Origin of the sequence: Cryobacterium sp. TMN-39-2 (assembly GCF_004402745.1) — a bacterium.
GTDB classification, from domain to species: Bacteria; Actinomycetota; Actinomycetes; order Actinomycetales; family Microbacteriaceae; genus Cryobacterium; species Cryobacterium zongtaii.
In genome coordinates, this window is record NZ_SOFX01000027.1 from 140772 (window position 1) to 156007 (window position 15236).

The following is a 15236-nucleotide window of genomic DNA, read 5'->3' on the forward strand; positions in this document are numbered from 1 at the left end:
GAAGAGAAGCCACTCCGCCCGAAATGGAGGGCGAAAACCGTGGACCGGGTGGGATGACCGCGGTTAGGGGCGGGAGTCGGTTGTGCTTGTGGCGTCGACGTCGCGTGATTCAACGGGTTCATCAGCCTCATTGCCGTGATCCTCGAAAACGGAATCGGTTTCACCAGATTCTACCTCAGGGTCGACCGGCTTCCACTCGCGCCCGGGCAGGTACGGGCTCAGTTCGATTCCGGTGTGCCGTCTGCTCTGCACGAGGATGATGATCAGCCCGACCAGGATGGCGAACAGGGCGGCCCACACGTTGGTGCGGAGGCCGAAGAAGATCTCGCTCGGGTCGACGCGGATCGATTCGAACACGCTGCGTCCCGCGCCGTACCAGATCAGGTAGACGCCGAACGCGGTGCCCCAGCGCAGCCGGAACTTGCGTTCGAGGATGAGGATGACGGCGACACCGACCAGATTCCAGACGATCTCGTACAGGAAGGTGGGGTGGAAGAGGGTGCCGGCGGGCAGGCCGACGGGGTACGCGGGGTTGTCGGTCGAAATCTCCAGGCCCCACGGGAGCGTGGTGGGCAGGCCGAACAGCTCGTGATTGAACCAGTTGCCGAGTCGCCCCATGGCCTGGGCGAGGAGCATACCCGGGGCCAGGGCGTCGGCGAACGACCAGAACCGGATGCCGGCGCGTCGGGTGCCGATGTACGCGCCGACGGCGCCGCCGAGCAGTGCGCCGAAGATGGCGATGCCGCCCTTCCACACCGCGAAGACGTCCCAGAGGTTCGCTCCGTCGTAGAAGTAGTCGTTGGGGTGGGTGAGCACGTGGAAAATCCGGGCTCCGACAATGCCCAGCGGCACGGCCCAGAGGATGATGTCCAGCACCACGCCGGGCTCGCCGCCGCGCTTCGTCAGCCGCCGCGAGGTCATCGCGGTGGCCAGGAAGATACCGATCAGGATGCAGATCGCATACGCGTGGATGCGGAACGGCCCCAGGTCGAAGAAGCTCCACTCAGGGCTCGGAATGCTCAAGGGCAACGACACCACAACAACCTTTCATCGTGACACTCTGGTCACTGGGAGCCGGTCGATCGACCGCCTCGGACAATTTACCCTAAACGGGATGGCATAAACGCAGGGACCTGACGGCGAGATCGGCCGACGGGGTCAGACAACAGGGTTGGACGGCAACGCTAGACGGCGGCGCGGATGTCGCGGGCGCCGGCGGCCAGTTCCGCCGCGAGGGTTGCGACGGCGTCGACTCCCCCGACGGACAGTGCCTTCACCAGCGCGGAGCCGACGATGGCGCCGTCGGCGTACTCCAGCACCTCGCGCACCTGGGCGGGGGTGGAGATTCCCAGGCCGACGCAGGCGTTGACGGAGCCGGCTTCCCGCAGGCGGGTGACGAGTACCCGGGCAGCCGAGTCCACATCGGACCGGGCTCCGGTGATGCCCATGGTGGAGACCGCGTAGACGAATCCGCGGCTTCGGGTGACGGCCTGCACCAGTCGCTCGTCCGAGGACGAGGGGGCGGCCAGGAAGACCCTGTCGAGGCCGGCGCGCTCACTGGCATCCAGCCAGGTCTGAGCGTCGTCGGGAATCAGGTCCGGCGTGATCAGCCCGGCTCCCCCGGCGGCGGCCAGGTCGTCGGCGAACCTGTCGACGCCGTACTGCAGCACGGGGTTCCAGTAGGTCATCATCAGCACCGGGGTGTCGACCTGGCCTGTGATCGCGGCGACGGCCTCGAACCCGTGCCGCAGGCGGAAACCGTTGGCCAGGGCCTGCTGGGTGGCCGCCTGGATGACCGGGCCGTCCATGACGGGGTCGGAGTACGGCAGACCGAGTTCGAGGATATCGACCCCGCTCGTGGCAATCGCGACGGCGGCGTCGATGCTCTCGGTCAGGGTGGGGAAGCCGACCGGCAGGTACCCGATCAGGGCGCCGCCCCCGGCGGCCCGGCGCGCGGCGATCGTGGTCTCGACGGTGCTTGTGTAACCGGTACTTGCGTTCGTCACAGTTGCTGCGCTCCAGCGTCGAGAAGGTCGAAGTAGCGGCCGGCGGTTTCCATGTCCTTGTCGCCGCGACCCGAAAGGTTGACCAGGATGATCGAATCCGGGCCGAGCTGTTTGCCCAGCTCCAGGGTCCCTGCCAGGGCGTGCGCCGATTCGATGGCGGGAATGATGCCCTCGGTGCGGCTGAGTAGGCGCAGTGAGTCCATGGCCTCGGCGTCGGTGACGGGCAGGTAGCTGGCCCGGCCGATGCTGGCCAACCAGGCGTGCTCGGGACCGACGCCCGGGTAGTCGAGGCCGGCGGAAATCGAGTGGGACTCGACGGTCTGGCCGTCTTCGTCCTGCAGCATCATGCTGCGCGCGCCGTGCAACACGCCGGGGCGGCCTTTGGTGAGGGTCGCGGCGTGCCGCAGGCCCTCGATGCCTTCGCCGCCGGCCTCGTAGCCGTACAGTGCTACCTCGGGGTCGTCGAGGAACGCGTGGAAGATGCCCATGGCGTTGGAACCGCCCCCGACGCAGGCGGTGACGGCGTCGGGCAGCCGCCCGGTGAGGTCGAGCACCTGCTGCCTGGCCTCTTCACCGATGATCTTCTGGAAGTCCCGCACCATGGCGGGGAACGGGTGCGGGCCGGCAACGGTGCCGAAGACGTAGTTGGTGGTCTCCACGTTGGTGACCCAGTCACGCATCGCGTCGTTGATGGCGTCCTTCAGGGTGCGGGAGCCTGTCTTCACCGAGACGACCTCGGCGCCGAGCAGACGCATTCGGGCGACGTTGAGCGCCTGGCGCTCCGTGTCGACCTCACCCATGTAGACCACGCAGTCCAGCCCGAAGAGGGCGGCGGCGGTCGCCGTGGCGACGCCGTGCTGACCGGCGCCGGTTTCGGCGATCACCCGCTTCTTGCCGATGCGCTTGGTGAGCAGCACCTGGCCGAGAACGTTGTTGATCTTGTGGGAGCCGGTGTGGTTGAGGTCCTCGCGCTTGAGGATGATGCGGGCACCGCCGCCGTGTGCGGCGAATCGGGGCACCTCGGTGATCAGCGACGGCCGGCCGGTGTAGCTGCGGTGCAGCTCGGACAATTCGGCGGCGAAGGCCGGGTCGGCCTTGGCGAGGGCGTACTCGGCCGAGAGCTCATCGAGGGCGGCCACCAGGGACTCCGGCACGAACCTGCCGCCGAAATCGCCGAAGTAGGGGCCGGACTGGGCGCGGAGGGAAGGATTTGCGCTGGACATCTATACCGCCAGGAATTCGTTGAGGGTGAGAATGGGATCGCTGGTGACGAGGGCTTCACCGACCAGCACGACGTCGGCGCCCGCGGCGCGGTAGTGCGCCACGTCGGCGGCGGTCTTGACCGCGGACTCCGCCACGCGGACGACGCCGGCGGGGATGCGGTCGGCCAGGCTCGCGAAGAGGTTCTGGTCGAGTTCGAAGGTGCTGAGGTTTCTGGCGTTCACGCCGACGAGGTTGGCGCCGACGTCCAACGCCCGCTCGACCTCGTCCGCGCTGTGCGTCTCGACCAGCGGGGTCATGCCCAGTTCGAGCACCAGGCTGTGCAGGGCGCCCAGGGTGGTCTGGTCCAGGGCTGCGACGATGAGCAGCACGAGGTCAGCTCCCGCCGCGCGCGCTTCGAGAACCTGGTACGCGGTGCCGATGAAGTCCTTGCGCAGCACGGGAATCGACACGGACGACTTGACCTGTTCCAGGTCGGCCAACGAGCCGAGGAACCGGCGACCCTCGGTGAGCACGCTGATGGCGCTGGCGCCACCGAACTCATAGGATACGGCCAGTGCGGCCGGGTCGGTGATCTCGGCCAGGGGGCCGCGGGACGGGCTGGCGCGTTTGACCTCGGCGATGATCTTCACCCGGTCGGACGGTGCGAGAGCGTGTAACGCGTCGAGGGCCGGAGCCTGGGCGAGCGCCTCGGCCTCTACGGTCGCCAGGGGGCGGTCCAGCCTGCGGGTCTCGGCGTCGGCGAGCGAACCGGTGAGAAGTTCTGCGAGGAGGTCGGAGGGCACTGTGTCAGTGGCTTCCGTCGACCGACGCCGCGCCGTAGCCCGCCTTGGCCATGATCCAGCCGGCGACGAGGCCGAGGAGTAGGAGGACGGCCGATGCCCAGACGAGCCAGACGACCTCGAAAAAGAACGCGACGGTGCCGATGCCGAAAGCGATCAGCATGATGGTGACTGCGGTCCAGGCCGCCGTCGAATGGCCGTGGCCGGGGTCTGCCGACTCGAAGCTCATGGTTCTCCTAAAGGTCAGTGGGCGTGCGGGACAATTCTAGCTTGCCGGGTTAGTCAGGTCAGACGGTGGGGTCGTCGCCCCTGGTGAGGCCGTCCCAGTCGTCGACGGCGTCACGGGGGCGCCCCTGGCCGGTCGTGGCATCCGTCTCCGGTTCCAGGCGGGTGCTCTCGTAGCGCGTGGTCGGGCCGGGCCAACGCCGGGCGGTGACGCACACGACGAGGCCGACGATGAGCATCAGGATGCCGGCGGCGAGGGCCAGGAACGGCCAGAAGGTCAGCTCGGCGATGCTCACCGCCGAGCGGGTGGAGTCGACGCCGGCGAGGCCCGTGGCGGTGGTGACAGCTGCGGCGCTCGCGCCGATAGGGTCGGCCAGGGCCAGCGCGGCGGAGAGGATGACGCTGACTCCGAGGAGCGCTTCGAGCAGGCCCAGGATGGTGCGGATGACCACGCCGGCGATGGTGAGCGCCCCGGCCAGGGCGAGCCCGGCCAGGGCAAGGGCGGTCAGGCCCGGCGCCGCGATGCTGCCGGTGACGTCGAGGACCTGCTGGGTGGTGCCGTCCGCGGCGAGCCGCACGGTCACCCAGACCTGGGTCCAGGCCAGCAGGGCGAGCCCGCTCGCGGCTATTACGGCCAGGATCAGGGTCGGCTTGATGCGGCGCGGCGGCGTCATTCAGTACACCCGGGTCATCGCGTTGGCCACGGCGACGGCGCGGAGCGGGGCCGCGGCCTTGTTCTGGGATTCCTGGAACTCCGACGCCGGATCGGAGTCGGCGACGAGCCCACCGCCGGCCTGCACATACGCGACACCGTTCATGATCGTCGCGGTGCGGATGGCGATGGCCAGGTCGGCGTCGCCGGCGAAACCGAAGTAGCCCACCACCCCGCCGTACACGCCGCGCTGGGCTGGTTCGAGGGAGTCGATGATCTCCAGCGCCCGTGGCTTTGGCGCACCGGAGAGGGTGCCGGCCGGGAACGTGGCCCTGAAGACGTCGATCGCGGTCATCTCCGGCAGTAGGTCCCCCTCGACCGAGGAGACCAGGTGCATGATGTGGCTGAACCGTTCGATGCGCATGAATTCCGTCACCTCCACCGATCCGGCGCGGCAGACCTTGAGCAGGTCGTTGCGCGCCAGATCGACGAGCATGAGGTGCTCGGCGCGCTCCTTGGGGTCGCCGGCGAGCTCGGTTTCGAAGTCGGCGTCGGCCTCCGGTGTCGCGCCGCGGGGCTTGGACCCGGCGATGGGATGGGTGAAGACCCGGGTGTTCGCGACCTTCACCAGCGCCTCCGGTGAGGACCCGACGATCGAATACGGCTCGCCGCTGGTGGACTCGAGGCTGAGCAGGTACATGTACGGGCTGGGGTTGAGGCTGCGGAGCACCCTGTAGACGTCGATCGGGTCCGCGGTGCATTCCTGATCGAAGCGCTGCGAGATGACGACCTGGAACACGTCGCCGTCGACGATGTGTTGTTTGGACGTGCCGACAGCGGCGAGGAAATCCGCTCGCTCGGTGCGGTGCTGCGGGGCGGCCGGGGTGGATAGGTCGACCTCGGACACGAAGACCTCGGCCGGCTGGGTGAGCCGGGTCTGCAGGGCGTCCAGGCGCGCCTGGGCGGCCGGCCACAGGGCATCCGTGGGGTCGGTGCCGTCGTTGAGCACGTTGGCGATGAGCTGCACGGTGCCGTACTTGTGGTCGATCACGACGAGGTCGGCCACGAAGCTGAACGCCTGGCCGGGCACGTCGTAGTCCGCCGGCGGACGGTTGGGCAGTCGCTCGATCTGGCGGATGGCCTCCCAACCGATGAAGCCGACCAGGCCGCCGGTCAGCGGCGGGTGCTCGGGCAGCCGCGGCGTCTGCCAGCGCTCGTAGAGGTAGGCGAGCGCGTTGAGCGGCGCCAGGTCGGTGGCGCCGCCGAAGGCCCGCTCGGCGGAGACACCGTAGTCGAGCCAGGCGGTGTCGTCGCCGGACTGGGTGAGCACACCGAAGGAGGACACCCCGACGAACGAGAACCGCGACCAGATGCCGCCCTGTTCGGCGGATTCGAGCAGGAAACTGCCCGCGGTGCCGTTGGCGAGTTTGCGGTAGATGCCCACCGGCGTCTCGCCGTCGGCGAAGAGCTCCCGGATCACCGGGATCACCCGGTGCTCGCCGAGCAGGCCGGCGAAGGTTTCCAGCGTGGTCGAGCCGGCGCTCATCGCTGAGCCTCGGGGAGGATCCCGGTCACGTCGATGCCACGACCGTCGAAGCAGGTGTGCGTGCCGGTGTGGCAGGCCGCGCCGATCTGCTCGACCTGCACGACGAGGGTGTCGGCGTCGCAGTCCAGGGCCGCTGAACGCACGAACTGGGCGTGGCCGGAGGTGTCGCCCTTGCGCCAGTACTCCTGCCGGCTGCGGGACCAGAAGGTGACGCGTCCCTCGGTGAGGGTGCGTCGGAGGGCCTCACGATCCATCCAGCCCAGCATCAGCACCTCGGCGCTGTCCCACTGCTGGATCACGGCGGGCAGCAGCCCGGTGGCGTCGAAGCGGGCGGAGTCCAGAGCGGCGTCGACGTTCATCGGCGCACCACCATTCCGGCGTCGGCAAGCTCACGCTTGACGTCGCCAATCGTCAGGTCTCCGCTGTGGAAGACGGAGGCGGCCAGCACGGCGTCGGCTCCCGCCGTGATCGCCGGCGGGAAGTGCTCGAGAAGGCCCGCTCCCCCGGACGCGATCACCGGGACGGTGCTGAGCTCGCGCATGATCGTGATCAGTTCGAGGTCGAAGCCGGCCTTGGTGCCGTCGGCGTCGATGCTGTTCACCAGCAGTTCGCCGGCTCCCAGTTCGATCGCCTGGCGGGCCCAGGCGAGGGCGTCCAGGTCGGTTTCGGTGCGGCCGCCGTGCGTGGTGACCACAAAACCGGAGGGCATGCGCTGGCTGCGTTTAACGTCGAGGGAGAGCACCAGCACCTGGGCGCCGTACGTGTCGGCGATCTCGGAGATCAGCGCCGGCCGCAGGATGGCGGCGCTGTTCACGCCCACCTTGTCTGCGCCGCTGGCCTGCAGCCTGGACACGTCGTCGACGCTTCGGATGCCGCCGCCGACGGTGAGCGGGATGAAGACCTGCTCGGCTGTGGCCCGCACCACGTCATAGGTCGTCGAGCGGTCGTCGACGGTGGCTGTCACGTCGAGGAAGGTGAGTTCGTCCGCTCCCTGCTCGTAGTACCGCTTGGCGAGTTCGACGGGGTCACCGGCATCGCGCAGGTTCTGGAAGTTGACACCCTTGACGACGCGGCCGTTGGCCACGTCGAGGCACGGGATCACTCGAACGGCGAGGCCCATGGTTACAACCGGGCGTTGTGGATCGAGGTGACGAGGATGGCGCGGGCGCCGAGCTCGTAGAGCCGGTCCATCACGCTGTTGGTGTCCAGCCGCGGGATCATCACCCGTACGGCCACCCAGTTCGGGTCGCGCAGTGACGAGATCGTGGGCGACTCGATTCCGGACGCGGCCTGGCAGGCGGCGTCGAGGTTGTCCACGTGCACGTCGTAGTCCACGAGCACGTACTGGCGGGCCACGAGCACGCCCTGCAGGCGACGCAGCAGGGTGTTGATGCCCGCGTGCTCGTTCTCGGAGGTGATGAGCACCGCGGTCGACTCGAGGATGACCGGGCCGAAGATCTGCAGGCCGGCTTTCCGCAGGGTGGAGCCGGTGGAGACGACGTCGGCGACGGCATCCGCCACGCCGAGCTGAACGGCGGATTCGACGGCGCCGTCGAGGGTGACCAGGTCGACGGTTACGCCGTGACCGGCCAGGAAGGTGCCGACCAGGCCGGGGTAACTCGTCGCTACCCTGAGGCCCTCGAGGTCGGTGAGCTCGCTGAAGCGGCCGGCGGGCCCGGCGAAGCGGAAGGTGGAATCACCGAAGTCGAGGCTGGCGATTTCGCCGGCGGTCGAACGGGAGTCCAGCAGCAGGTCACGGCCGGTGATGCCGACGTCCAGCGCGCCGCTGCCGACGTAGGTGGCGATGTCGCGGGGACGCAGGTAGAAGAACTCCACGTCGTTGTGCGGGTCGGCCACGACCAGGTCGCGCGGGTCGCGGCGGCCGTTGTAGCCGGCCTCCGACAGCATCTGGGCGGCGGTCTCGGCGAGCGAGCCCTTGTTGGGCACAGCGATTCTCAACATGTCAATCTTTCCAAAGGTGGGTCTTGCCAAAGGCGGGTGGGTTTCGCGAGGTGACGACATCACAGATGTCGGTAGACGTCCTCGGGGGAAAGCCCCTTCGCCACCATCAGGACCTGCAGGTGGTAGATCAGCTGCGATATCTCTTCAGCGGTTTCGGTGTCGCTCTGGTACTCGGCGGCCATCCAGACTTCTGCGGCCTCTTCGACGATCTTCTTGCCGATGGCATGCACCCCGGCGTCAAGTTCACGGACGGTACCGGACCCAATCGGGCGGTCAAGAGCCTTCTGGCTCAGCTCAGCGAACAGGTCGTCGAATGTTTTCACCTCTACAGGTTACCGGTCCGGCACGCTAGTGCGCGTGCGCGTGCAGCTCGGCGGCCGAGCGGAGCCGGGCGATCTGCCCGGCCGGGTCGCCGTTGAAGACGCTGGATCCGGCCACGAAGGTGTTGGCGCCGGCCGCGGCGGCCTGTGCGATGGTGTCCTCGGTGATGCCACCGTCGACCTGCAGCCAGACGTCGAGGCCCCGCTGCCGCACGACGTCGGCCAGGAGGCTGAGCTTGGGCATTGTCGACGCCATGAAGCTCTGCCCGCCGAAGCCCGGCTCGACCGTCATGACCAGCACCTGGTCGAACTCGTCGAGCAGGTCGAGGTAGGGCTCGACCGGGGTGCCGGGCTTGAGGGCGATGCCGGCCCTGGCGCCGATAGCGCGCAGGCGCCGGGCCAGGGCGACGGCATCCGTGGCCGCTTCGGCGTGGAAGGTCACCGAGTAGGCGCCGGCCTCGGCGTATGCGGGCGCCCAGCGGTCGGGCTCGTCGATCATCAGGTGGATGTCCAACGGGATCGGGGACACCTGCAGGAGGCGTTCCACGACGGGCAGGCCGAGGGTGAGGTTCGGCACGAAGTGGTTGTCCATGACGTCGACGTGGGCGAGGTCGGCGGTGCTGATGCGGCCGAATTCCCTCTCCAGGTTGGCGAAGTCTGCGGCGAGAATGCTCGGGTTGATCCGGGTAACCATGGTTTCACCCTACCGAATCGCCGCCGGCGGGCCGCTCGGTGCGGCGGCTCGGTGCGGCGGCTCAGTGCGGCCCGTCAGTCCGGCTGCAGCTGCAGCAGGGTGATGAACATCGCGTCGGTGCCGTGCCGGTGCGGCCAGAGCTGCACGCTGCCGGGGTCGCCGGCCAGGTCCAGCGGCTGCACGGCCAGGCCCTGCAACACCGCGGCCGTGTCCATCGGCGCGATCTTGTCGCCCCAGGCCTTGCGGGCGGTCGCCACGATCCCCCGGGTCTCGGCGATGTGCGGCGAGCAGGTGACGTAGGCCAGGATGCCGCCGGGCTTGAGGGCGCCGAGCGCCGCGTGGATCAGGGCGGACTGCAGGTCGGAGAGCTCCGCGACATCCTTGGGCTGCTTCCGCCAGCGCGCCTCGGGGCGCCGGCGCAGGGCGCCGAGCCCGGTGCAGGGGGCGTCGAGCAGGATTCGGTCGAAGACCTGCGGCTGGTCCTCGCCGACCCAGGTGCCGTCCATCTCCCACACGGGCACGTCGGCGGGAACAGCGGCCAGCGCCGCCCGCACCAGCTGTGCCCTAGCCGGGACGACCTCGTTGGCGACGAGGCTGGCGCCGCCGTTCAGGGCCTCCGCGGCGAGCAGGGCAGCCTTGCCGCCGGGTCCGGCGCACAGGTCGAGCCAGCGCTCGCCCTCCACGACCGGGCGGGCGCGGCTGAGGGCGAGGGCGGCGAGCTGGGAGCCCTCGTCCTGCACCCGCAGGCGACCGTTGCTGTCCTTCATCAGGTGGTGCGGGTCTCCCCCGGCGAGCACGAAGCCCGTGGGCGAGAAGGCGTTGGGGTCACCCAGCTCGGCGGTGTCCCCGGCGAGGCCGGGTAGCGCCACCATGTTGACCCGCGGTGCGGCGTTGTCGGCGGCGAGGAGCTCTTCGAGTTCAGCTTCGCGACCCTCTTGGCGCAGGGATTGTCGGAACGCCCGCACCACCCAGACCGGGTGTGAGTACAGGGCCGCGAGGGTGTCGTCCGGCGACGTGGTGTCGGCGAGGATGCGTTCGCGCCACTCGTCGGCGCTGACCCGGGCGATCGCGCGCAGCACACCGTTGGTGAAGCCCGTCGCGGAGCGTGAGCCCACCTGGCGGGCCAGTTCGACGGATTCGTTGACGGCAGCGTGGGTGGCGACGCGGGTGGCCAGCAGTTGGTGCGCGCCGAGCCTGAGCACGTCGAGGATGGCCGGGTCGATGGCCGTGACGGGCCGGCCGGCGGCCTCGGCGATGACCCTGTCGTAGAAGCCCTGCATGCGCAGGGTGCCGTAGGTGAGCTCGGTGGCCAGCGCGGCGTCCGCCGTGTTGAGCGCCGCCCGCTGGATGCGGGTGGGCAGCAACAGGTTCGCGTACGCGTCGGATTCGCGGACGGCCGCGATCACCTCGTAGGCGACCCGGCGGGCGGGCTGCACGACGTAACTTGGACGTGCAGCGCTCGTGCGGGCAGCGTTCGGGCGGGAGTCGCCCCGGCGGTCGCTCATGAGGCGATCACCTCGGATGCTGCCACTCCGCGCCACCAGTCAAGTGCTTTCATTGGGGTTTTTCCTGCCGGTTGTACGGTGATGAGTTCGAGCGGCTCCGTGCCGGTGCCGATCAGAACGCGTTTGTCGTGGAGGGTGATGTGGCCGGGGCTGAGGCCGGGTTGGCCGTGTGCCGGGGCCACGTCGTGGAGTTTGAGTCTGGCGCCGTCGATCTCGGTGAATGCGCCGGGTTCGGGGGTGACGCCGCGGATGATGGCGTGGACCCTCTCACCGGGCAGCGTCCAGTCCACCCGCGCGTCGGCGAGGTTGAGCTTGGGGGCGAGGGTGACCTCGCCGCTCTGTTCGACGGCCCGGATGCTGCCGGCTGCGAGGTCGTCGACGACGCGTCGGAGCAGTTCGGCACCGCTGTGGCTGAGGCTCTCCAGCAGGGTGCCCGCGGTGGCGTGCCGGCCGATGGGCACCCTGAGCTCGGCGAAGACGGCTCCGGCGTCGAGGTCGGCGACGAGCTGGAACACGGCGGCGCCGGACTCGGCGTCTCCGGCCATGATCGCGCGTTGCACGGGCGCCGCACCGCGCCAGCGGGGCAACAGGGAGAAGTGCAGGTTGATCCAGCCCAGGCGGGGCGCGGAGAGCAGGGGCTCGCGCACCAGGCCGCCGTAGGCCACGATGACGCCGAGGTCGGCGTTCAGGGCGGTGATGGCCGCGGTCGCGTCGGCGTCGAGCCGGTTGGCCTTGATGACGGGCAGGCCGAGGGTGTCAGCGGCAGCGGCCACCGGTGACGGTGTGAGCACGCGTTTGCGACCGAGGGCGGCATCCGGGCGGGTCACCACGGCGGCGATCTCATGGTCAGAGGAGGCCAGGAGGGTCAGGCTGGGCACGGCAACCTGTGGGGTCCCGGCGAAGACGAGTTTCATTTACAGCAGCTCCGGGTCGTCGAATCGTACTTTGAGTGTAGGTGCAGGGCGGAACGCGGCGCCCTTGGGCTTGCGTCGGCTGGCCGCGTTGCGCACGATGGCGGCTTTGAGGGTGCGGGCGACCTCGTCGCCGAGCGGGTAGCCGAACCGCACGATGGCGCGCACCAGCGCGGGCCCGCCGGTCTTCTGGGCGGGGCCGGCGGGGTCGTGGCTGACCGGGCCGAGCACGTCGAGACCGGGCAGCTCGGCCAGCGACTCGATGGCCGTCTCGACCTCCGCGGTGGTTCCGGTGACGGAGGCCACCCGCACCGCAGGCGGGAAGCGTAGCTGGCGGCGGTCGGCGAGTTCGGCGGCGGCGTAAGGACCTGGCTGCCAGGTGTTCAGGGCGTGGGCGAGGGCCCCGCCCACTCCGGCGAGCATCACTGAGGCGCCGGGAGCGGCCAGCGCGGCGGCGTTGGCCCACCAGCGCAGGCAGTCCTCCCCCACCCGCAGCGACTCGCGGGCGAGCATCCGTTCGCCGTCGAGCAGCAGGATGGCGCTGTAGCCGTTGCGGGGTATCGGCTCGGCGCCGCGGGTGGCGATCACCAGGGCGGGCTCGGGCCCGATGGTCTGCACGGTGTGCTCGCCGTCGGCGACGATAACCCGGGAGCCCGGGAAGGCCCGGCCGAGCTCCTCGGCGGTGCGGCCGGTACCGACGGTGACCACGCGCAGGGTGGTGGCCTCGCAGTGCGAGCAGTGCCAGCCGGCGGCGAGGTGGCCGCACCAGCGGCAGGCGGGTGTGGCGTTGGCATTGGCGAGGGCCAGCGGTCCCTGGCACTGAGTGCATCGGGCGGCTTTTCCGCAGGAGCGGCAGGCCAGCATCGGTGCGTAGCCGGGACTGGCGACCTGCACCAGCACGGGTCCGTTCCGCACGGCCTCCTTCGCGGCGAGCCACGCCGCTGACGGGATGCGGGCGGCCCTGGCCTGTGCGTCGGGTTCGGACTGGAAGGTGGTGGGGATCACCCGGGGGTGGCTGTCACGGGTGGGGTGCACGGCGCGCAACCAACCGATCTCGACCAGTCGTTCGGTCTCCACGCTGCGCGAGTGGCCGATGAAGACCAGCGCGCAGTCGGCGGCCTCCCGGCGGATCAGGGCGGCGTCGCGGGCGTGCACGTAGGGACTGAGCTGTTCGCCGTAGAGCGGGTCGCCGTCGTCCCACAGCACGATCAGGCCGAGGTCGTGCGCGGGGGCATACACCGCGGACCGGTTGCCGAGGATGATCCGCGGCCGGCCCTCGAGGAGGGTGAGGAAACCGCGGTAGCGGTCCGGATTGCTCTGCCTGGCGTCGACGCGGACGACGTCGTCCGCGGGCGCCAGCGTCGTCAAAGCGGCCTGAAGCTGGTCCTGGTCGCGATAGTCCGGCACCACCAGGATGCTGCTCTTGCCCTGGCGCAGCGCCGATACGGCAAGTTCTGCCATGGTGATCGCCCAGGTACCCACGGTGCTGCCGCCGTCGTCCGGGCCGGGCAGACGCACCAGGCTGGGCACCGCGGCGACGCAGACGCGCAGCCGGTCGGCCACGATGGTGCCGAGTGTTTCCGGCGGGTATTCGGCGAAACCGGGTTCGGCCAGCGGGTCGGCCGGATTCGTGGCCGGCGCATCGGGTGTGGCGTCCCGTGCGGCGAGCCAGGCCTTTTCCACCCGCACGGCGCGGGGCGGCACGGCCAGGCGCACGATGTCGCTCGCGTTGCCGGCCGCCCGGTCGGCCAGGCGCCGGGCGAGCTGCCAGACGGGCTCGGTGAGCACGGGTACGGCGGACACTATCGAGTCGACCGGGCTGAGCTTGCCGCTGTAGCCGGTGTCGGCGCCGCCGATGCCGTCCAGGGTCGCCCCCTCGGTCGGAGCGACCGTCGCCGCGGCCTGCTTAGGGTCGATCAGCTCGATCAGGTAGCCGTCGGCCACTCGGTTCGCCGAGCGCAACGGAACCCGCACCCGCACCCCGGGCTGGGCGAGGTGCGCCAGCTCGTCGGGAATGGCGTAATCAAAGAGATGGTCCAGCTGCGGCAGGGGCGAGTCGATCAGCACCCTCGCGATGAGGCCGGTGCGGGTCATCTGCGGCCTCCAGGCTTCAGAGTCCGGCTGCGCTTCTCAGGTCATCAACCCTGTCGAGTCGTTCCCAGGTGAAGTCGGGCAGTTCGCGGCCGAAGTGGCCGTAGGTCGCGGTCTGGGCGTAGATCGGCCGCAGCAGGTCCAGGTCGTGGATGATCGCGGCGGGTCGCAGGTCGAAGACCTCGCGGATGGCGGCGGTGATGTCCTTGTCCGGCAGGGCGCCGGTGCCGAAGGTTTCCACGTAGAGGCCCACCGGGGAGGCGGTGCCGATGGCGTACGCCACCTGGATCTCGAGTCGCTCGGCCAGTCCGGCGGCGACGGCGTTCTTGGCGACCCAGCGCATGGCGTATGCGGCGGAGCGGTCGACCTTGGACGGGTCCTTGCCGCTGAACGCACCGCCACCGTGCCGGCTGGATCCGCCGTAGGTGTCGATGATGATCTTGCGTCCCGTGAGTCCGGCGTCGCCCTGGGGGCCGCCGATTTCGAACCGGCCGGTGGGGTTCACCAGGGTGCGCAGATTGCTCGCGTCGAGGTCGACGCGCTCGAGCACTGGCTTGATGACGAGTTCGGCGATCTCGGCGCGCAGCTGCTCCGTGCGCACTGACGGGGAGTGTTGGGTGGAGAGCACGACGGTTTCGACGGTGCGGGGAACGATACCGTCGTAGCCGATGGTGACCTGGGTCTTGCCGTCGGGCCGGAGGTAACTCAGTTCTCCGGATTTGCGGACCTCGGCGAGGCGTTCGGCCATGCGGTGCGCGATCCAGATCGGGATCGGCATCAGCTCGGGGGTCTCGCGGGTGGCGTAACCGAACATGATGCCCTGGTCGCCGGCGCCCTGGCGGTCGTAGTCGTCCAGGCTGTCCTGCTCCCGGCTTTCGTAGGCGTCGTCGACACCCTGGGCGATGTCGGGAGACTGCCCGCCGATGGAGATCTCGACACCGCAGGAGCGGCCGTCGAACCAGACGTCGGAGGAGTCGTAGCCGATGTCGGTGATGCACTTGCGCACGATCGACGGGATCTCGACGTAGCCTGCCGTGGTGACCTCACCGGCCACGTGAACGAGGCCGGTGGTGACGAGAGTCTCCACCGCGACCCGGCTGTGCGGGTCTTCGGTGAGGAGGGCGTCGAGGATGCTGTCGGAGATCTGGTCGCAGATCTTGTCCGGGTGGCCTTCGGTGACCGACTCCGAGGTGAAGAGGCGAAGATCGCTCATCGGGGCTCGTCTCAATTCTTGGATAAATGTGCTGCGGTTGATTGGTGTGCGGGTGCGAGCATGCCTGAACGCTCAGGGCCCGGGTGACGTCGGCCCAGGCGACACCGA

At 69.5% G+C, this 15236-nt stretch carries 16 protein-coding genes; all 16 read right to left on the minus strand.

Annotation, left to right across the window (positions count from 1 at the left end):
• Positions 1 to 63: 63 nt before the first annotated feature.
• Positions 64 to 1038, minus strand: a complete 975-nt coding sequence (lgt, locus tag E3O57_RS08700; protein ID WP_370289942.1) for a prolipoprotein diacylglyceryl transferase — start codon at positions 1036 to 1038, stop codon at positions 64 to 66.
• A 146-nt stretch (positions 1039 to 1184) separates the two neighbouring features.
• Positions 1185 to 2006: a tryptophan synthase subunit alpha gene (gene trpA, locus E3O57_RS08705; RefSeq protein WP_103479496.1), complete on the minus strand. Its 822-nt coding sequence runs from the start codon at positions 2004 to 2006 to the stop codon at positions 1185 to 1187.
• Entirely contained in the window at positions 2003 to 3229 is a 1227-nt protein-coding gene (gene trpB / locus E3O57_RS08710) for a tryptophan synthase subunit beta (RefSeq protein WP_088456265.1), read from the minus strand. Before trpB ends, trpA begins: the two co-directional genes overlap by 4 nt.
• A complete protein-coding gene (trpC, locus tag E3O57_RS08715; RefSeq protein WP_103479497.1) occupies positions 3230 to 4012 on the minus strand; it encodes an indole-3-glycerol phosphate synthase TrpC in 783 nt (260 codons plus the stop codon).
• Positions 4013 to 4016: 4 nt separating this feature from the next.
• Positions 4017 to 4238 (minus strand): DUF6704 family protein, encoded by a 222-nt coding sequence (locus E3O57_RS08720; RefSeq protein ID WP_103459827.1) that lies wholly within the window; start codon positions 4236 to 4238, stop codon positions 4017 to 4019.
• A gap of 58 nt (positions 4239 to 4296) precedes the next feature.
• On the minus strand, positions 4297 to 4908 hold the full coding sequence (locus E3O57_RS08725) for a Trp biosynthesis-associated membrane protein (RefSeq protein ID WP_103479498.1): 612 nt from the start codon (positions 4906 to 4908) through the stop codon (positions 4297 to 4299).
• Positions 4909 to 6432, minus strand: a complete 1524-nt coding sequence (locus E3O57_RS08730) for an anthranilate synthase component I (protein ID WP_103459829.1) — start codon at positions 6430 to 6432, stop codon at positions 4909 to 4911. It lies immediately after the preceding gene.
• Complete coding sequence (hisI, locus tag E3O57_RS08735) at positions 6429 to 6791, minus strand: phosphoribosyl-AMP cyclohydrolase (RefSeq protein WP_088456270.1); 363 nt, start codon at positions 6789 to 6791, stop codon at positions 6429 to 6431. The genes E3O57_RS08730 and hisI overlap by 4 nt, the downstream gene beginning before the upstream one ends.
• Positions 6788 to 7552, minus strand: a complete 765-nt coding sequence (hisF, locus tag E3O57_RS08740) for an imidazole glycerol phosphate synthase subunit HisF (protein WP_103479499.1) — start codon at positions 7550 to 7552, stop codon at positions 6788 to 6790. Before hisF ends, hisI begins: the two co-directional genes overlap by 4 nt.
• Positions 7553 to 7554: 2 nt before the next feature.
• The gene (gene hisG, locus E3O57_RS08745; protein WP_088456272.1) at positions 7555 to 8394 is read right to left on the minus strand and encodes an ATP phosphoribosyltransferase; all 840 of its coding nucleotides are present in this window, start codon (positions 8392 to 8394) and stop codon (positions 7555 to 7557) included.
• A 59-nt stretch (positions 8395 to 8453) separates the two neighbouring features.
• A complete protein-coding gene (locus E3O57_RS08750) occupies positions 8454 to 8717 on the minus strand; it encodes a phosphoribosyl-ATP diphosphatase (protein ID WP_088456273.1) in 264 nt (87 codons plus the stop codon).
• A 25-nt stretch (positions 8718 to 8742) separates the two neighbouring features.
• Positions 8743 to 9408, minus strand: coding sequence for a ribulose-phosphate 3-epimerase (rpe, locus tag E3O57_RS08755; protein ID WP_103479500.1), 666 nt, complete (start codon positions 9406 to 9408; stop codon positions 8743 to 8745).
• Between the two features lie 74 nt (positions 9409 to 9482).
• Complete coding sequence (locus tag E3O57_RS08760; protein WP_103479501.1) at positions 9483 to 10913, minus strand: RsmB/NOP family class I SAM-dependent RNA methyltransferase; 1431 nt, start codon at positions 10911 to 10913, stop codon at positions 9483 to 9485.
• On the minus strand, positions 10910 to 11827 hold the full coding sequence (fmt, locus tag E3O57_RS08765) for a methionyl-tRNA formyltransferase (protein WP_103479502.1): 918 nt from the start codon (positions 11825 to 11827) through the stop codon (positions 10910 to 10912). The genes E3O57_RS08760 and fmt overlap by 4 nt, the downstream gene beginning before the upstream one ends.
• Complete coding sequence (locus E3O57_RS08770; RefSeq protein ID WP_103479503.1) at positions 11828 to 13918, minus strand: hypothetical protein; 2091 nt, start codon at positions 13916 to 13918, stop codon at positions 11828 to 11830. It lies immediately after the preceding gene.
• 16 nt (positions 13919 to 13934) lie between these two features.
• Entirely contained in the window at positions 13935 to 15128 is a 1194-nt protein-coding gene (metK, locus tag E3O57_RS08775; protein ID WP_088456278.1) for a methionine adenosyltransferase, read from the minus strand.
• Positions 15129 to 15236 lie beyond the last annotated feature (108 nt).